This is a genomic window from Actinophytocola sp., from assembly GCF_035634895.1.
Taxonomy (GTDB): Bacteria; Actinomycetota; Actinomycetes; order Mycobacteriales; family Pseudonocardiaceae; genus Actinophytocola.
Window position 1 is genome coordinate 1 of the sequence record NZ_DASQCC010000034.1, and the last position, 16,511, is coordinate 16,511.

20 protein-coding genes and 1 tRNA gene are annotated in these 16,511 nt (G+C 70.0%); 12 read left to right on the top strand and 9 right to left on the bottom strand.

Annotation, left to right across the window (positions count from 1 at the left end; translation table 11 throughout):
- Positions 1 to 78 precede the first annotated feature (78 nt).
- Complete coding sequence (gene ssb / locus VET29_RS05420; protein WP_324915451.1) at positions 79 to 543, bottom strand: single-stranded DNA-binding protein; 465 nt, start codon at positions 541 to 543, stop codon at positions 79 to 81.
- Positions 544 to 770: 227 nt separating this feature from the next.
- Here ssb and VET29_RS05425 point away from each other — a divergent pair, with 227 nt between their 5' ends.
- The 3 genes from VET29_RS05425 to VET29_RS05435 are packed head-to-tail and all read left to right on the top strand — an operon-like array spanning position 771 to position 3,195.
- A complete protein-coding gene (locus VET29_RS05425; RefSeq protein ID WP_324915454.1) occupies positions 771 to 1,421 on the top strand; it encodes a TetR/AcrR family transcriptional regulator in 651 nt (216 codons plus the stop codon).
- Positions 1,418 to 2,356, top strand: a complete 939-nt coding sequence (locus VET29_RS05430; RefSeq protein ID WP_324915456.1) for an ATP-binding cassette domain-containing protein — start codon at positions 1,418 to 1,420, stop codon at positions 2,354 to 2,356. Before VET29_RS05425 ends, VET29_RS05430 begins: the two co-directional genes overlap by 4 nt.
- A gap of 11 nt (positions 2,357 to 2,367) precedes the next feature.
- The gene (locus VET29_RS05435; RefSeq protein WP_324915458.1) at positions 2,368 to 3,195 is read left to right on the top strand and encodes an ABC transporter permease; all 828 of its coding nucleotides are present in this window, start codon (positions 2,368 to 2,370) and stop codon (positions 3,193 to 3,195) included.
- A gap of 4 nt (positions 3,196 to 3,199) precedes the next feature.
- Here the strand turns inward: VET29_RS05435 and VET29_RS05440 are convergent, their stop codons facing one another.
- A complete protein-coding gene (locus tag VET29_RS05440; protein ID WP_324915460.1) occupies positions 3,200 to 5,167 on the bottom strand; it encodes a cytochrome c oxidase assembly protein in 1,968 nt (655 codons plus the stop codon).
- A gap of 13 nt (positions 5,168 to 5,180) precedes the next feature.
- Positions 5,181 to 6,407 carry an MFS transporter gene (locus VET29_RS05445; protein WP_324915462.1) on the bottom strand — a complete coding sequence of 409 codons (1,227 nt, stop codon included), beginning with the start codon at positions 6,405 to 6,407 and terminating at the stop codon, positions 5,181 to 5,183.
- A 71-nt stretch (positions 6,408 to 6,478) separates the two neighbouring features.
- On the opposite strand from VET29_RS05445, the gene VET29_RS05450 reads away from it, so the two are divergent.
- The 9 genes from VET29_RS05450 (at position 6,479) to VET29_RS05490 (ending at position 11,693) form a co-directional block, all read left to right on the top strand.
- Positions 6,479 to 7,558 carry a LacI family DNA-binding transcriptional regulator gene (locus tag VET29_RS05450; protein ID WP_324915464.1) on the top strand — a complete coding sequence of 360 codons (1,080 nt, stop codon included), beginning with the start codon at positions 6,479 to 6,481 and terminating at the stop codon, positions 7,556 to 7,558.
- A gap of 98 nt (positions 7,559 to 7,656) precedes the next feature.
- Positions 7,657 to 7,729, top strand: a tRNA-Arg gene (locus VET29_RS05455).
- Between the two features lie 108 nt (positions 7,730 to 7,837).
- Complete coding sequence (locus VET29_RS05460; RefSeq protein ID WP_324915466.1) at positions 7,838 to 8,893, top strand: sialidase family protein; 1,056 nt, start codon at positions 7,838 to 7,840, stop codon at positions 8,891 to 8,893.
- Between the two features lie 145 nt (positions 8,894 to 9,038).
- Complete coding sequence (locus tag VET29_RS05465; RefSeq protein ID WP_324915469.1) at positions 9,039 to 9,839, top strand: helix-turn-helix transcriptional regulator; 801 nt, start codon at positions 9,039 to 9,041, stop codon at positions 9,837 to 9,839.
- The gene (locus tag VET29_RS05470; protein ID WP_324915470.1) at positions 9,830 to 10,165 is read left to right on the top strand and encodes a PCC domain-containing protein; all 336 of its coding nucleotides are present in this window, start codon (positions 9,830 to 9,832) and stop codon (positions 10,163 to 10,165) included. Before VET29_RS05465 ends, VET29_RS05470 begins: the two co-directional genes overlap by 10 nt.
- A 60-nt stretch (positions 10,166 to 10,225) precedes the next feature.
- Entirely contained in the window at positions 10,226 to 10,618 is a 393-nt protein-coding gene (locus VET29_RS05475; protein ID WP_324915472.1) for a hypothetical protein, read from the top strand.
- Positions 10,615 to 10,992 carry a hypothetical protein gene (locus VET29_RS05480; protein WP_324915474.1) on the top strand — a complete coding sequence of 126 codons (378 nt, stop codon included), beginning with the start codon at positions 10,615 to 10,617 and terminating at the stop codon, positions 10,990 to 10,992. Before VET29_RS05475 ends, VET29_RS05480 begins: the two co-directional genes overlap by 4 nt.
- Positions 10,993 to 11,002: 10 nt before the next feature.
- A complete protein-coding gene (locus tag VET29_RS05485) occupies positions 11,003 to 11,149 on the top strand; it encodes a hypothetical protein (RefSeq protein ID WP_324915476.1) in 147 nt (48 codons plus the stop codon).
- Between the two features lie 157 nt (positions 11,150 to 11,306).
- On the top strand, positions 11,307 to 11,693 hold the full coding sequence (locus VET29_RS05490) for a hypothetical protein (protein WP_324915478.1): 387 nt from the start codon (positions 11,307 to 11,309) through the stop codon (positions 11,691 to 11,693).
- Positions 11,694 to 11,790: 97 nt separating this feature from the next.
- On the opposite strand, the gene VET29_RS05495 is transcribed toward VET29_RS05490, so the two are convergent.
- The 6 genes from VET29_RS05495 to VET29_RS05520 form a co-directional block, all read right to left on the bottom strand.
- Positions 11,791 to 12,108 carry a hypothetical protein gene (locus tag VET29_RS05495; RefSeq protein ID WP_324915480.1) on the bottom strand — a complete coding sequence of 106 codons (318 nt, stop codon included), beginning with the start codon at positions 12,106 to 12,108 and terminating at the stop codon, positions 11,791 to 11,793.
- 7 nt (positions 12,109 to 12,115) lie between these two features.
- Complete coding sequence (locus VET29_RS05500) at positions 12,116 to 13,099, bottom strand: glycoside hydrolase family 25 protein (protein WP_324915482.1); 984 nt, start codon at positions 13,097 to 13,099, stop codon at positions 12,116 to 12,118.
- Positions 13,100 to 13,101: 2 nt separating this feature from the next.
- Positions 13,102 to 13,737, bottom strand: a complete 636-nt coding sequence (locus tag VET29_RS05505) for a hypothetical protein (RefSeq protein WP_324915484.1) — start codon at positions 13,735 to 13,737, stop codon at positions 13,102 to 13,104.
- On the bottom strand, positions 13,715 to 13,945 hold the full coding sequence (locus tag VET29_RS05510; protein ID WP_324915486.1) for a hypothetical protein: 231 nt from the start codon (positions 13,943 to 13,945) through the stop codon (positions 13,715 to 13,717). Before VET29_RS05510 ends, VET29_RS05505 begins: the two co-directional genes overlap by 23 nt.
- A 15-nt stretch (positions 13,946 to 13,960) precedes the next feature.
- The gene (locus tag VET29_RS05515) at positions 13,961 to 14,455 is read right to left on the bottom strand and encodes a hypothetical protein (RefSeq protein WP_324915488.1); all 495 of its coding nucleotides are present in this window, start codon (positions 14,453 to 14,455) and stop codon (positions 13,961 to 13,963) included.
- 16 nt (positions 14,456 to 14,471) lie between these two features.
- Positions 14,472 to 16,511: hypothetical protein (locus VET29_RS05520; RefSeq protein ID WP_324915490.1), on the bottom strand; the 2,040-nt coding region annotated here is incomplete at its 5' end.

Below are 16,511 nucleotides of genomic sequence, written 5' to 3' on the forward strand. Positions count from 1 at the left end.
AGTACGAGGACGAACCGGCGCCTTGCCAGCAGAAACCTGGATCCACCGACTTAATCACCGCATTTCCGGCGCGGGACACTAGGCGGCCTCCTCGACGAGGCCAGCCTCGGCGGGATCTTCTCTGGCCAGCTGGCCGGGTGGGTCCAGCAACCTTTGCTGGTTCGGCGACACGGCCCAGTCGGGACGGCTGACCGCGACGGTGTGGAGCGCCAGGTCCGGGCCGACGGACCACGCGTCGATCTCCGCCACGGTGCGGCGTTCGCCCTCCTCGGGCTCGTAGTCGCGGATTCGCAGGCGGCCCTTGACCATCACCTGGTCTCCCTGGCGCAGGCAGTCGGTGACGTTGTCGGCGAGTTTTCGCCAGCACGCGACCCGCATGTAGATGCGGTCGCCGTCCACCCACGTCTCCTGCGCCTTGTCGAAGACGCGTTCCTGGCAAGCGATGCGGAAGTTGGCCACCTTGGCGCCCGTCGGGACGACGCGGGTGGTGACATCGGAGACCACCCGGCCGACGGCGGTGATCACGGTCGTGTTGACGCTCATGTCGGTTCCTTTCGTCGTGAGCTCTGTCGGCGTCCACGATGCCGGGGATTCGGCGAGCAGGTCGGTACCTACCGCCGAGTTGTGGACAAGTGCCTGGGCTGTGGACAGACCCCCCGCGAACGGCGGGTTGTGGGCGCGGGTTGTCGGTGTCGTGTGGTACGCGACACACACATGAGTGAGTTCTCACTCATTGACGTGAGTGAGTTCTCACTCATATAGTTGGCCCCATGGTCGAGGACGAAAAGCGGCGGCGAGCGCCGGCGATGAGCCAGGAGGAGCGGCGGGCGGCGATCGTGCGCAGCACGCTCCCCCTCCTGATCGAGCACGGCGGCACCGTCTCCACGAGTCAGATCGCGGCGGCCGCCGGCATCGCCGAGGGCACGGTCTTCCGCGCCTTCAAGGACAAGCAGGAACTCCTGCTCGCCTGCATGAAGGCCGGGATGAACTCCGAGGAGGAGGTCGCCAGGATCGCCGCGATCGGGCTCGACGCGCCGCTCCAGGACCGGCTCACCGAAGGCGTCCGCGCGGTCAGCGGCTACCTGGACCGGGTCTGGGGTGTCGGGCAGGCGCTGCGGTCCGCGGGGTTGGGGCCGGACGCCATGCAGCAGCGCATGCACGGGGACGACGAGAAGCCCCGCGAGCCAGGTCCGCCGCCCGAGTTCATCCGGGTCTCCGAGGCCATGACGGGGCTGTTCGACGAGTCCACCGACAACCTCCGCATCGGCGCGGAGCGGGCCGTGCGGATGTTGCTCAGCCTCGTGTTCAGCAACCGCCTGCGTGCCACCGGGTTCGGCGAGTCCATCGAGGACCCCGCCGAGATCGTCGACCTGTTCCTGCACGGGGTCACGGACAGAGAAGAAGAGGGGAACCACAGATGACCGACATCATGATCGAGGCAACCGACGTCACCAGGACCTTCGGCGCGGTCACCGCGCTGGACGGTGTGAGCATCGAGGTGCCGCACGGGACCGTCCTTGGCCTGCTGGGCCACAACGGCGCAGGCAAGACCACCCTGGTCAACATCCTGACCACCGTGCTGCCGCCCACCAGCGGCACCGCCAAGGTCGCCGGGTTCGACGTCGCCCACCAGGGGGACGAGGTGCGCGGGCGGATCGGCCTCACCGGCCAGTTCGCCTCCGTCGACGAGCAGCTCTCCGGGGTCGACAACCTGGTACTCATCGCCCGCCTGCTCGGCGCGGGCCGGCGCGAGGCCCGGGTCAGGGCGGACGAGCTGCTCGACCTCTTCGACCTCACCGACGCGGCGAGGCGCGCCGCCAAGACCTACTCGGGCGGCATGCGCAGGCGGCTCGACCTGGCCGCGAGCCTCGTCGGACGGCCGGACGTGATCTTCCTCGACGAGCCGACCACCGGGCTCGACCCGGCCAGCCGGATCGGGCTGTGGGAGGTCGTGGAGGGGCTGGTCGGTGACGGTACGACCGTGTTGCTCACCACCCAGTACCTCGACGAGGCCGACCGGCTCGCCGACCGCATCACCGTGATGTCCGCCGGCAAGATCGTCGCGACGGGCACGGCCGCCGAGCTGAAGTCCCAGGTCGGCATGCGGGCCGTGCACGTCACGCTCACGACGCCGCAGGACGCCCCGGCCGCCGTCGTCACCCTCGAGAAGCACGGCCTCGCGCCGGTGCTCGACGAGGCCAAGGGCGAGCTGCGCACGCCCGTCGGCGCCTCCGCCGACCTCGCGCTCGTCGTCCGGGCGCTCGACGAGGCTCGTGTCGAGGTGGCCGAGCTGGCACTGACCGAGCCCAGCCTCGACGACGTCTACCTCAACCTCGCCAAGAACAAGGCCGCCTGAAGGAGCCAGCCATGACCACGATGACCATCGCACCAACGCAAGCACTCCCCCGCTGGCGGGGCACGGGCCTCGTCAACCAGATCTCGATCCTCACCGGCCGCTCGTTACGTGCCCTGGTGAACGATCCAAAACTGTTGATCCTCAGCCTCCTGCAGCCGCTCATCATGCTGCTGCTGTTCAGCCAGGTCTTCGGCAGCATGGCCGGCGGGGCGAACTTCCCCGCGGGCGTCACCTACATCAACTACCTGATGCCGGCGATCCTCGTCACCAGCGGTGTCGGCGCGGCACTCCAGTCCGGCATCGGGCTGGTGACGGACATGAAGAACGGCGTGCTCGGCCGACTGCGGTCACTGCCCGTCAGCAACGTCTCGGTGCTGGTCGCACGCAGCCTGTCCGACCTGGTCCGCACCGCGGTCCAGCTGATCATCCTGCTGGTCGCCGCCACGGTGCTGTTCGACTTCTCGCCGGCGGGCGGACTGCTCGGCGTGCTGCCGGCGTTCCTGCTGGCACTGTCCGTGAGCTGGGCCCTGTCGTGGGTCTTCCTCGCGGTCGGGGCCTGGGTCCGCAACGCGGAGTCCATGCAGTCCGTGGGCTTCCTGGCGATGTTCCCGCTGATGTTCGCCTCCAGCGCGTTCGTGCCGATCGACGGGCTGCCGGTCTGGCTGCGCGTGGTCGCCACGATCAACCCGCTCACCTACGCGGTCGACGCGTCCCGCAACCTCGCGCTGGACATGCCGGTCGGCAACGGGGTCGTCGGCGCGCTCGCCGCGAGCATCGGGCTGCTGGTCGTGGGTGTCTGGGCGGCGGTCCGCGGCTTCCGGCGGCCGCTCGCGACCTAGGAGCTCAGGAACGGTCGGAGAGCTTCTTCAGCATCTCGTTGTACGCCTCACGATCGGTGTCGCCCTCAGCGTCGGCCCGGCGGTCCTGCCGCCGGGCCTCGCGGTCGTCCGCCCGCGCCCACTGGACCAGCAGCGCGACCAGCACGATCAGCAGCGGCAGCTCGCCGGCGGCCCACGCGATCCCACCGCCGAGCCGCTGGTCGGACAGCAGGTCGGCGTTCCACGGCAGGGCGAGCAGCTGGTAGAACCGCTCGCCGATGACCGTCTGCATGCTCATCAGGATCACGCCGAAGAACGCGTGGAACGGCAGCGACGCGAAGACCATGCCGAGCCGGGCGATGTGCGGCATCCGGCGCGGCGACGGGTCGATGCCGATCACCGGCCAGTAGAAGATGTAGCCGACCATCAGGAAGTGGGCGTTCATCAGCAGGTGCGCCCAGTGCTTGTCCAGCGCCCAGTCGAACAGGCCGGAGAAGTACAGCAGGTAGAACGACCCGACGAACAGCACCAGCGCCACGATCGGGTTGGTCAGGAACTTCGACAGCGGCGAGCGGACCAGCGCGAGCAGCCACTCACGCGGACCGGGGATCCCGTCCTTGCCGGCCACCGGCAGCGCACGCAGCGCGAGCGTGACCGGCCCGCCCAGCACCAGCAGCACCGGCGCCAGCATGGACAGCATCATGTGCGTCTCCATGTGCACGCTGAACATGGCGGGCGCGTACCGGCCGATGCCCGACGACGTCGCGAACAGGAGCACCGCGCAGCCGGCGAGCCACGCGACGACGCGGCCCATCGGCCAGGCGTCCCCCCTGGCCAGGAGCTTGCGCACGCCCAGCAGGTACAGGACGGCCAGGACGATCGCGAGCGTGCCGAAGATCAGGTCGAACCGCCACGCGGTCAGCAGGTTCAACAGCGTCGGCGGCTCGCCGATCGGGTAACCCAGCTCCAGCTCGACCTGGCCCGGCAGGTACTGCAGCGGCGGCGGTGGCGTCCTGGCGAGCGCGACCGCGATGCCGATGGTCGCGAACATGACCAGCACCTCGACCGCGGCGAGCCGGACCAGCAGGTTGCCGGACCGCCCCTCCTGGATGGCCGCGATGCTGCGCTTGCGGTGGATGTAGCCGAACAGGCCGAGCAGCAGCAACGCGACGACCTTGGCGACCACCAGCAGGCCGTAGGAGTAGTTGAACAGCTCCCGGACCGGCACCCGCACCCAGGCGTTGAGCACGCCCGACGCGGCCATGACGATCCAGCAGACGAGCGCGACCGCGGAGAACCGGGTCGCCGCGACCCGCAGCGCCTCGCCACGCGGGACCCGGCTCGCGAACACCATCAGCGCGACCAGCCCGCCCACCCACAGCGACGCGCCGACCAGGTGGAACACCAGGCTGTTGCTCGCCAGGTCGTGCTGGCCGCCGGACGAGGAGTGCCCGGTCATCGGCACCGGCAGGACCGCGAACACCGCGAGGCCGAACAGCACGGTCGTCCAGCCCCACGACAGCACGACGAACGCGGCCACGGAGATGAACAGCGCGATCCCCGCGGTGATCAGCCAGGCCTTCGCCTGCTCCAGTACGCCGACGACCTCCCACATCTGGCTGGGGTCGCCGATCATCTTCGCGGCCGTCGTGGCGGTCGCGTCGGCGGTCAGGAACGGCACCGACGCGAACGCGGCCACGGCCCACAGCAGTGCCGACCAGGCGGCGGTCCGCAATGCCCCGTACCCGCCCGCGGCGAGCGTGCCCGACTTCTGCGGGCCGACCAGGAACCCGGCGAACAGCAGCGCGCCGACGGTCAGCACGGCGCCCGCGTCCGCGCAGACCCGCACCACGGCGCCGAGCTTGACGTCCAGGGTCGCGTCCGCCGTGGAGTAACTCAGCAGCACGACGGCGACCAGTGCCGCGAACGGCGTGGCGATGACGACGAGAGGGAGGACGCTCGGACTCCGTCTCGGCGGGCTGTCTACTGACACGCCCTGAGGGTAGTTAACCCGTAACGGCGATGGTCTCCTGCCTCTCTCGGGTGGTTTTCTCCTCCTCACGCCTACGCGCGGTAGCGGCACCGAGAGCGGCGGGTGCGATGAGCACCGCGACGGCTCCGGCGAACCCGATCGCGAACTCCAGGTTGGTCAGCTGGGCGACGCCGCCGATCATGGGCGGGCCGAGGAGGAAGCCCGAGTAGGCGATGGTCGTGACGAACCCGATCTCGCGCTCGCCGCCGGTGCCGTCGGCGCGTCTGCCGACCGCGCCGGCGAGGTCGAGCGCGACCGGGAACGCGAACGCGAGCCCGGCGCCGGCCAGCCCGAACCCGACGTACGCGAGCCAGCCGGCCGGCACGACAGCGGTCATCAGCAGACCGAACCCGGTGGTCAGCGCGCCGCCGACCAGTACCTTCACCGCGCCGAACCAGCGCTCGATCTGCTCGCCGAACAGCCGGACGAGACCCATCGCGACACAGAACACGGAGAAGGTGACGGCGCCGGCCGCCTCCGACAGGCCGCGTTCGCGGACCGAGAACAACGCCGACCAGTCGCCGCTCGCGCCCTCGACGATCGCCGATAACAACGCGATGAGGCCGAGCAGCCAGAGCACCGGCCTGCGCATCATGCGGCGGTCGGGTCCGTGGTGTGCCTCCGTGCTGGTCACCCGCGCCTCACGCGGCACGAAGCGGATCACCCCGACGGTGACGAGCACCGTCACCCCGGCGACGAGCAGGAAGTGCGGGACCAGGCCGAGGCCGTGCCCCGCGGCGAAGGCGGCGCCCAACGAGCCGGCCAGCGCGCCGAAGCTGAAGCCGGCGTGGAAGACCGGCATGAGCGGCCGCTCGGTGCGTCGGATGACGGTGACCGCGGCGACGTTCATCGCCACGTCCAGTGGGCCGACCGACCCACCGAGGAGCACCAGCGCGAGGCCGAGCTGCAGCGGTGTGGCGACCACCGCCAGCAGTACGACCACCGCGGCGGCGGTGAGCGCCGAGGTGGCCACGACCACCGGCGCGCCGAAGCGGGCGCACAGGCGGCCGGCCACGGAGGCCGTCGCGATCATGCCGACACTGCCGCCGAGCAGGGCCAACCCGAGCACGCCGGGGTTCGCGCCGATCTGCGCGGCGAGCGCGGGCATGCGGGGCGCCCACGAGCCGATGACGATGCCGTTGAGCGCGAAGACGACGAACACGGAAAGCCGCCCCGAACGCACCTGTGCTCCCCTGGTCATGCATCCAGGCTACTGAAGCGCTTCAGAGAACGCCATTCCTTTGCCATCGCACCAGGTCGTAGGCTTGGCCGGTGACCCAGGACCGGGGGCGCCGCCCCACGCTGGACACCATCGCCCAGCGCGTCGGCGTCTCCCGGGCAACGGTGTCCAACGCCTACAACCGGCCGGACCAGCTGTCGACCGCGCTGCGGGAGCGCATCATCGCGACCGCCAAGCAGCTCGGCTACGCCGGCCCGGACCCGGTGGCGCGCAGCCTGGCGACCAAACAGGCGGGCTCGGTCGCGTTCATGCTGTGCGACGGGCTGTCCTCGGCGTTCTCCGACCCGGCGCTGTCGATCATGCTCGACGCCCTGTCGTCCACAGTGGACAACGAGGAGCGGTCGCTGCTGCTCCTACCGGGGACCAACGACGGCGGCCCGCGCGCGCGGGCCGTGATGCGGGCCCAGACGGACGTGGTGGTCGCGTACTCGCTGCCGGACAACGCGCCGGCGCTGGACGCGGTGCGGGAGCGCGGGCTGCCGCTCGTCGTGGTGGACCAGCCGGACGTGCCGGCGTCGGCACGGGTGCGGGTGGACGACGTGGGTGGCGCGCGGCTCGCGGGCCGGCACGTCGCGTCGCTCGGACACCGGCGGGTCGGCATCCTGGCGTTCGGCATGAGCGCGGACGGCACCCGTGGGCCGATCGGACCACACAGACTTGCGACCGCACACTTCCAGGTGTCCCTCGACCGGATTGCCGGTTACCTGGAAGGCCTGGCGGAGCACGGTATCGTCGCCGATGAGGTGCCGATCTGGGAGGCACCCGGGAGTGTCCGGGAGTTGGGCAGAGAGGGTGCCAGATGGTTGCTCGGACGCGAGCCGAGACCGACCGCGGTGCTGTGCATGTCCGACGAGCTGGCACTGGGCGCCATCCGCGCGGCGAACGAGCTGGGGCTCGCGGTGCCCGCGGAGGTGTCCATCGTGGGATTCGATGACACGCCGGCCGCCAGCTGGAGCGACCCGCCGCTGACGACGGTGCGGCAGGACCTCGTCGCCAAGGGCAGACAGGCCGGTGAGCTGGCGTTACGCATGCTCAACGGCGCCAGACCAGGCGAGCCGGTCACCATCGACGTGGAACTTCAGGTGCGCGGTTCGACTGCCCCTGTCGTGTGACCTCTGGACGAGTTGGTCACAACGAGAAACGCCAGAGGCCCGGCGAACGATCAGACCTCAGGGACGCCCAATCCGTCTTCGGCGGATAGGCACCTCATGCCCTCGTAGCTCAGCGGAGAGAGCAGAAGCCTTCTAAGCTTTGGGTCGCAGGTTCGAGTCCTGCCGGGGGCGCACCGCCGCAGGTCAGCGCCGTTTTCGATCTCGGGTCGCCGAACCCGTGAGCGCGAATGGTCCAGAAATGGGTCACTTACGCTCGCGCTCCTCGTGCTGATCTCGGCCGTGTTCACGAGTGCAACCATCGTCGCCGCCCCATCGCGCGACTACGTTCAGCCCCTACGCGCCGCGGCCGCTCAGCCGCGTGGCATCCCCATCAAGCCGGATGTCACCCTCACGGCCCCGCTCACCCCGGTCGCACTCAGCCCGGCCGGCAGCCACGCGGCGTTCCCCGGCCTGGCCTTCACGCCCGGCCGCACCCTCGACCTGGCGTGGCGACAGGGCAGCGACCACGTCGGCCGCCGCGACGGCCAGATCGTCATCGCCACGAGCCTCGACTCCGGCCTCAGCTACCACGACCCCGACGCCGTCCTCGGCGGCGGCACCGACTACCGCGACCCGTCGGTGAGCGCGATCGACGACGAGCTGTGGCTGACCTACTTCACCGGCTCGGCGAGCAACGCCGCCCAGGGCGCCTACGTCGTGCGCGGCGACCGGCCGCCGGTGCGCATCGACTCCCTGCCCTACGCCGCCATCGCCGCGCCCGTCGTCGAACTGCCCGACGGCACGGTCGCCGCGGTCTACTACGGCCACGCCGCCGGCCAGGCCCGCGACTCCGTGTGGTTCGCCCGGTCGACCAACGGCGGCGCCAGCTGGACATCGACCCGGATCGCGGACGGGGTCGCCGACGGCCGCGACTACCAGGAGCCGTGGCTCGTCGTCCGCGACGGCACGCTGCACGTGCTGCACCGCTACGGCAGCTGGGACTCGGTCGGCATCACCTCGAGCACCGACGGCGGCGCCCACTGGACCCTGCCGCGCAAGATCCTCGGCCACGCCACCGGCCGGCCGACCACCCTCGTCTACGCCAGCGGCACCATGCTCACCATCTACCGGGACACCGACACCCGGGCCGCCGAAATGGCCGTCAACAAGGACGGCGGCGCGAACTGGGTGACGTCGGGGACACTGCTCACCCCGCCGACCGGCTCGCCGCTGGGCATGACCTACGCGGCCGCCGTCGAGGTGCTCCCCGGCGTCGCGCACGTCGTGGTCGGCGCCGAGAACGCGGACGGCTCCAGCACGCTGTACCGCGGATGGCTCGCCGAGGCGATCCGATGAGCCGACGACCCCGGAGGCGAAAGGTCGGCTGATGAGCCACCCGGGGCGGGCGAGGTAGCCTGGCAACGTACCTCTTCGCGGAGGAACGCCCCCGGTCGACGGGCCGGGGGCACGCGAAGAGGTCGATCCGCGAAGAGAGACCCGCATGCCCGATGATGCGAAAAGGGCGCTGGGGCACCTGATCCGCGAGTTGCGGGAGGGCCTCGGCCACTCCCAGGGACAACTCGCCGACCTGCTGTGCAAGATCAGCGGCTGCGACACCGTCACCCGCGAGATCATCTCGCGATGGGAACGCGGCAAGCGGAGCCCGAATACGTACTGGCTACCTCACGTCGCCACGGCCTTACAGGTACCGACTCACACCCTGGAGGCCGAAGAGGTGAAGCGTCGACAGTTCTTCCGGCTGACCGCGCTCGCAGCCGGAACCACCATGCTCGACATCCCCGACACCGCCACCGAGCTGGTCGCCTCGATCGCCAGCGGAGACCCGGGACCCCTCACCGACGTACAGACCACCCACCGCACCGATCTGGCCGTCTCGCGCCTGGCCACAACGGACCGGGCCAGTCTCATGCGGCTGTCCCGATGGATGGCCGACGGTGACACCGCGGTGTTGCGAGTCAACGCGGCCGGCATCCTCGCCAAGACCACCAGCCAAGTCGACGTGCTCGACGAGGTGGCGGTCACCCTGGCTCGTGACGAGCAGGCTCGGATCCGCTACGTGCAGGCGCTGACCGGCCGGGTCGGTGACACGGTGCAGGCGTTGGCCGCCGAGGTGCTCAACCCGAGGGACGCGGGCGCCCGGTGGTGCGCGGCGCGTCTCCTGGGCCAGGATGGCAGCCCGGCAGCGCGACAGGCGCTGACCACCGCGCTACGCCGAGACCCCGTGCGGGAGAACGTGCGGACGTTCGGCCTGATCCTGAGTGGAGCTAACCCGTGCACGTGATCGAGATCCTCGACGGCGAGCTGATCCAAGATCTGACCAACCAGCTCGCCGAACGGGGCGTCCGCAACGGAGCGATCGTGTCGCTGGTCGGCGGCGTGGACAGCTTCACCGTGTCGACCATGCCGGCCGACGACGCGACCAAGGACGTCATCACCGACTACGACCTGCCGGGCGAGATGACCGGCAGCGGCGAGATCGTCGACGGCAAGCCGCACGTCCACGTGGTCATGGGGGTCGAGGGTGACCGCGCGGTCGCCGGCCACCTGCACGCCGCGCAGATCGGCACCTGGTTCGCCCGTGTGTATGTGGTGGCCACCAACGCCTGAGCCCGTGGCCCCTAGTTTGGCCACTGGACCGTCCTGTCTCGACCGGCCGATGCTCTGTGCATGGCGACACTGCGGAGCGGTTACGAACAACCACCCCTGAAGTCGCTGCTGATCTGTTTGGGCTTCGTCGCCGTGGTCCTGCTCCTGGACGGCGCGATGATCTGGCTGAACCGCGTCGCCGAACACGAGGCGGAGCGGCAGAACGTCGGCACCCGACTCTCCCCGAGGGGTGCCGATACCCGAGCCGCAGATGAGGCGGCTCGGGCAGGGGTCGAGAACATCGTTTCCATCACTGAGCCATCAGAGATGCCGAAGGTCAGCGATGCTCTCGACCCTGATCGGGCCGGGGCGGCTCCCGGCGAGTCCCCCGCTCCGGCCCCCTCGGCGGGCGCGACGTCTCCTCCCCAGGACGGTGACGCGCCCGCCGAGGCCCGGGAAGGTGGCCTCGGATGATCCCCGCTCCCCACGACTCCGGTGAGCCCAACGAGTCCCCGATGGGCTCACCGGACTCCACTACCGTGACCTGCCCCGCCTGCCGCGGGAAGCTCGCCTACGTGGCCGAGGGCAGCTCGCGTCCCGCGGTGGTCAGTGTGTGCCCGACCTGTCGAGGCCGGGGGAAGATCGAGGTGCTCTGGCGCAGCTTGCGGCCGAGTCCCGAGCACACGCATCTGTTCCGCCTGCGCTACGACGGGCCGACACAGCTGGTGGCCGAGCCCCTGTGCCCGCACGATCCCGTCTCGCTCGGCCAGGTGATGGCGCCCACCGGTTCACCGTGCATGGACTGTCTCGCCGTGCTCGCCGACCTCACCCCCCGGGCCGACGCCTAAGGGCGGCGGCATGGGCAAAGACACCTACAGCCAGTGGAACCCCCGGTGTCCGAAATGCCAGAGCCAGAACGTGCAGCGGGCGGGCCCGATCGACGCCGACGGCTGGGAGATCTGGTCGTGCAACGCGTGCAGCCACACCTGGTCCGAGCAGAGCTGACTCGCGCACTGGCCAGTTGAACCCTGCGGCGAGCTACCGTCCAGCGCCGGGTCGCTGGAGGCAGTCCTCTTCTTGACAAAAAGTGGTCACCGGTAACGCCGGCCCCTGGCGAGCCGACACAGAGACGAGCGTTTCCCCTTTAGCGATAGGGAGATCGATGGGTCAGAACAACCGCTGGTTGTGGATTGCCGGCGGCTTACTAGCTCTGGCTGTAGTCGTTGGCGGTGCATTTATCGTGACTTCGACCCTGATGGGCGACGCGACTGCCAGCGGTAGCGCGGCGGCGACGGTCTCCGCCGTGCCGAAGCCCATTTCGCGCGCTGCGTTGATGAACGAATACTCGACGCTTCGACCGAACGATTCGACCGCCACGCCTGCTGCGGTTGACGAGCTGGCCGAGGAGGTATGCGCTCGCCTCGACGGTGGTGATTCCACAGACGAACTCATCACCGCGCTGACCGATATCTACCAGGCGGCCACTCCAAAGGTTGTGCACCTGTTCGTCTCGTACGGGTGCCCAAAGCACCTTGAGGACTTTGACTAGCCCGATCTCCAGGAGCCTGTGTGTGCACGCACGACGAAAGGCCCCCACGTCCGGTGAGGACGTGGGGGCCTTTCGTTTCGCCGGTGGCGGCGGCAGATCAGGTGCGGTAGGAGGGTGGCCGTGTCGAGCCGAGCAGCAGTCGAGCGAGCCATGCCGGTAGCCGCGGCTCGACCCAGCGCAGCAGCGCGTACACCGCGGCGAGCGCGGCCGGCACGACGAGCACGTCGACCAGGCCGGCCACGGCGTCGGTGACCGCCGGCGGCAGACCGAGCCGGATCAGCCAGGCGACGCCGGCGGCCCACAGCGTGGGCACGACGGTCCGGACCCACGCCGTCAGACGGTCGGACATCGATCGCCGCGGCGGATCGGACTCGACGAGCCGGGGTTGCGGCCAGGCGTCGTTGGGGTTGGACATGGGGGTGTCAGCTCCCTTCGGGTGGTTGGGCTTCGAACCGCAGCGAGCCGAGCCGGTCGACGAGCTGGTCGACGATGGCGGTGATCGCGCCGGCGTCGAGCGCGACCGGCGCCGGCGCGCCGACCTCGACGCCGAGCACGCCCGGCAGCGTGCCCGCCGCCCAGCCCTCCTGGACGGTCGGGTCGCCGCCGGCCTGCTCGATCCGGAACTGCAGGTTCGTCAGGTCGAGCTCGTTCTGCACGTGCCGACACGTCACACCGTTACCGGCGTACACCTTTGGCCAGCTGCTGCCCGGCTGTCCTTCGGCCTCACGGGCGAGCATCAGGTCCTGGAACGGCTTCACGTCTTCCTCCTCCTGGTCGTAGCCGAGCAACGCGGCCAGCTGCCCGGGTGTGCCTCGGAACGCGTTGGCGTCGAGCGGGGCGTGGCCGGCGATCCGGACCGAGCTGGTGAACTGCAGGACGGCCACGTCCAGGCCGCCGTAGCCGGCCCAGTAGCCGGCCGGCACGTCGGCCCACTCGTCGGCCAGTGAGCCGACGACGTTGTCGGGGTAGCGGGACGACCACAGCGGCGGCAGGCCGGCCAGCGAGGGTGAGCCGAGCTGTTGCCAGTACCAGCGTGGGATGTAGGTGAGCGGCACGCGGTAGCCGGCCGCGCGGAGCCGGTCGATGAACTCGCGCGCCAGCGGCACGCCGCCGGAGTTGGCCTCGATGTCGGGGATGACCGGCACGTCGCGGGGCACCGCGCGCGCCACGTTGGCCACCTGGGCGGCCGCGGACGCGTTCGAGCGGACGTAGTGGTAGGCCGCGACCAGCAGGCCGGCAGCGCGGGCCTCAGCCAGGTTTGCGGCGAACTCGGCGTCCACGAACGACGCGCCCTCGCTGCTCTTCAGGAACACGAACCCGATGCCGTCTCGCTTGCACTGCGCGAGATCGAGGCCGGCGTCTTGGTGGTGGGAGAGGTCGAGGCCGAACGTGATCGGCGTGGCCATGGTCATCCTCCGATCCGGATCGGCAGTCCTGGCACGGTCTCCGGCGGTGGCGAGGCGGTGCACGTGTAGGTCGGCGCGGTGTCCGGCGAGTCGGCGTCGCGTGTGCATGACTGGGTCCGGCCGTCCGCGTCGATCCACGTCCAGCTCGCCGGCGGCTGCCCGTCCGCACCGTCGGCGCCTGGCTGTCCGTCGGTGCCGGCCGGGCCCGGATCGCCTCGCGCGCCCGCGGGGCCTGGCTCGCCGGCAGCCCCATCGGCGCCAGCCGGACCGGTCGGTCCGGTTGGACCTGCCGGTCCCGTTGGTCCTGCTGGCCCTGTCATCCCGGGCAGGCCGAGTGCGCCGTCACGGCCCGGCTCGCCCTGCGGACCACGGTCGCCTGGTTGTGCGGGCTCGACGACCGGCACGGCGCCGAGCTGCTTCACCTGGTCTGCGAGCGCGCGCGCGTCCGCCGCGTTCGCGGATGCCTGCCCTGCGAGCGAGTCGATCTGCCCAGACGTGGTGGACCGGTAGGAGAAGAACGCGATCGCGAGCGCGGTCAGGCCGGCCAGGAACAGGACCGCGAACACCAGCAACCAGACTCGGCTGCGGCTGTCACGCGCCCCGGTCGCCGCCCGTTCAACCATCTCGGCGTCGGTCATGGTCCCCTCCCTCGGCGATCCGCTTGAGCTCCTCGACGGTGATCACCCCGTCCTCGGCGGCCTCGGCCAGTTCCGCGGCGACACCGCGCGCGGCCCGCCGAGGCTCCCGCCTGGACACCTTGACCAGCACGACGATCGCCCCGACCAGCCCGGTGAGGGCCGTGATGAGTCCTGCGATCGCGGTGATGAGCGTTGCTGCGTCACCCACCTACACCTCCTCTGGTCATGCGACACGCGCCAGCATCAGCAAGGAGTTGGCCATGACGCGGGTGGCAGTGGCGTTCGATGTGTTCTGTGCCCATCGCAGTAGCAGCGTGCCGCCGGAGCCGGTCGTCGACAGGATGCCCATCGGACAACAGGACATCTGGGTACCTGCGTTCGTGGGCACAGCCCGAGGCGAGGCGGCGGACAGCTGCTCGGTCACCACGTTGTACCCGGACGGAGCACTGATGTTCGCGCCGAAGTTCGTCCACGTCATCGTGCCAGGGCCGGTGAACTGCATTTTAAGACCGCCGGCTGGATCCAGCGCGCCGTCGTAGAGCAGGTATGCCAGCATCAGGTACTTCGCGGTGATGGCCGGGACCGTCAGCTTCAGCTCGCTGTCGTCGACCAGGGTCGTTGAGGAGGTGACGGTCTGCGTGCCGCTCTTGACGACCACGTTGCCCGTGGCGGCAGTCAGCAGATCGCCGGTCAGCAACGTCCCAGCGGGGATGAGCACGGTGTACCTCCTTCGACTACAGGGGAACTGGCATCGGCCGCAGCACCTGCACCGCGGCGCCGGCCGGGATGGTCTTGACGACACCGTTCACCGGTGTCGCGGAGACGGTGAACACCTGCGGTGTGGCTGAGGAGATCGCGGTGACGTTCAGCACCACGCCGCTGGCCACGATCTTCATCGGCAGGTTGGCCGAATCGGTGGTCCACCGTGGATAGCCAGCGGTGGTGGCGACAGTGAGGCTGGTGTCGATGCCGGCGTGGAAGTCACTGACCACCGTGGAGCCATAGGCGTGGGCACGGCGGTCGGTGGTGCCGTCGCTAGCCGCCGCGACCGTCCACGGCGACCCCGGCGCGCAGATGATCCGCACCCGCCACTGCTGGTCGGTGATGGTGTGCGCCCAGCCCACCGCGATCAGGTCCAGCGGGCCTGGCGGCAGCCCTGCTGGCGGGTTGGTGATCCGGACGAGGTCGCCGCCCTCTAGCTTTAGCACCGCCTGCTGCAGCTCCGGGTGGTGGTTCATCTCGATCTCCAGCGCCGCGACGCGATGCTCGGACACCGTCGACAGGAACAGTCGCCAGGACGTCTGGTTCGGCAGCTGACCGTCGATGTAGAGGTTCAGCGTCTTGCTGTCGGTGTAGCGGCTGCCGATCCCTTGCGGGTCGTCCCTGCGGGTCTGGATGTTGTTCGGGCCGGTCTCCTGCACGGCCCGGTAGCTCGACCCGCCCTCCCGCGTGATCGTGATGTCGTTACGCACCTGCGTGTCGTCCAGCGGCGGCTGGAACGGGTTGGCGATCACTCCGGCGCTCATGTCCAGCGTGAGCGCCGGATCCTGGTTGTACATGTCGACACGCGGCCGATACAGCAGGCTCGGTCGGTCCCGTCGCTCGCCGTACCAACCCATATCGATCTCGACGGCTGCGTCCAACGCGGACATCAACGCGGTTGTCTTCTGTGGACCGAGTTCCTCGGTGACGGCCGGGTCCGCGACCACGCGCAGTCCGATGCCGGCTTCGCGGGCTAGCCGCGCTATGCGGTTGCCGGCGGTCTCACCGGTCCACGCGACAAGCGACCGGCCGATCAGGTCCCAGATGCTGTTCACGTCTCCGTTGATCACCGCGAGGTGGCCGATCGCGGTACCGGCAAGGTCGAAACTCGGGCCCGCCGTGCCGTAGGTGAACCGGCCGTAGGTGTTACTGGCCAGCGTCCCGTTCGCGGAGCCGGCCGCGCCGGCGATGTCGAATGTGGCCAGCTGCCAGTTGATGTTCGCGCCGGATTGCTGCAGCCACAGCGACACCATGATGTGTTGGCCGTTGACCGAGAACCCGAGCGGGCCGGAGTTGAACAGTTCGGTGCCGGCCGCGTTGTAGGCGGTCACCTTCAGGTTCCCCACACCGGGCAGCACCTCGACTACCCACCGCGCTGCTGTGCCGGTCGCCCCGAACTCCAGCAGTGACCGTTCCGACGAGGACACGCCGCTCGACGGGACGTGCACCAGTGCGATCGTCCGCTGGTCCGCGGCCCCGCTGTAGGCGGGGATCTCGCCCGTCGCATACGACGCATCGACAGGCGGGGCGGAGAAGGTCGGGATGGACTGCGACGCGGCGAACCCGCCGTAGGAGGCCAAGCTGACCGCGCCGACGAACGACATCGCCGGATGGCCCGGGATCCCCGACGCCAGCGAGGTCGAGCCTGCGGCGTCCTCCATCGGCCAGTACGCCACCACGTTGGCCTTCACGGACAGATCCCGGAACAGCGACGACCGCAGCGGCTCGTCGCCGACACCAAGCGACCTACGCGCCCCCAGCGCGGTGATCTCCATCCGCGCGTCCCGGGTCGTGCGATCCCACGACGGCAGGAACTTGGTGATCGTTCCCGAACCGAGGATGGACGGGTCGGTGAGCGCTGCCTGTCCGCGCACCGTCCACACGAGGCCGTGACTGTCGGAGAACGAGTCGTCTTCCGGGTCCTGCGCGGTGAAATCCGGTGCCGCGACCTGGGTGCCGGCGATCCCGTTGTACACCGCGGCCGCGTAGATCCGACCGTCGAAGGTGGCGCC

Coding starts and splice junctions, on each gene's coding strand:
- VET29_RS05435 (WP_324915458.1), top strand. CDS start 2,368: ATGACCACGATGACCATCGCACCAACGCAAGCACTCCCCCGCTGGCGG.
- VET29_RS05445 (WP_324915462.1), bottom strand. CDS start 6,407: ATGACCAGGGGAGCACAGGTGCGTTCGGGGCGGCTTTCCGTGTTCGTC.
- VET29_RS05485 (WP_324915476.1), top strand. CDS start 11,003: ATGGGCAAAGACACCTACAGCCAGTGGAACCCCCGGTGTCCGAAATGC.
- VET29_RS05495 (WP_324915480.1), bottom strand. CDS start 12,108: ATGTCCAACCCCAACGACGCCTGGCCGCAACCCCGGCTCGTCGAGTCC.
- VET29_RS05465 (WP_324915469.1), top strand. CDS start 9,039: ATGCCCGATGATGCGAAAAGGGCGCTGGGGCACCTGATCCGCGAGTTG.
- VET29_RS05475 (WP_324915472.1), top strand. CDS start 10,226: ATGGCGACACTGCGGAGCGGTTACGAACAACCACCCCTGAAGTCGCTG.
- VET29_RS05490 (WP_324915478.1), top strand. CDS start 11,307: ATGGGTCAGAACAACCGCTGGTTGTGGATTGCCGGCGGCTTACTAGCT.
- VET29_RS05430 (WP_324915456.1), top strand. CDS start 1,418: ATGACCGACATCATGATCGAGGCAACCGACGTCACCAGGACCTTCGGC.
- VET29_RS05500 (WP_324915482.1), bottom strand. CDS start 13,099: ATGGCCACGCCGATCACGTTCGGCCTCGACCTCTCCCACCACCAAGAC.
- VET29_RS05505 (WP_324915484.1), bottom strand. CDS start 13,737: ATGACCGACGCCGAGATGGTTGAACGGGCGGCGACCGGGGCGCGTGAC.
- ssb (WP_324915451.1), bottom strand. CDS start 543: ATGAGCGTCAACACGACCGTGATCACCGCCGTCGGCCGGGTGGTCTCC.
- VET29_RS05480 (WP_324915474.1), top strand. CDS start 10,615: ATGATCCCCGCTCCCCACGACTCCGGTGAGCCCAACGAGTCCCCGATG.
- VET29_RS05425 (WP_324915454.1), top strand. CDS start 771: ATGGTCGAGGACGAAAAGCGGCGGCGAGCGCCGGCGATGAGCCAGGAG.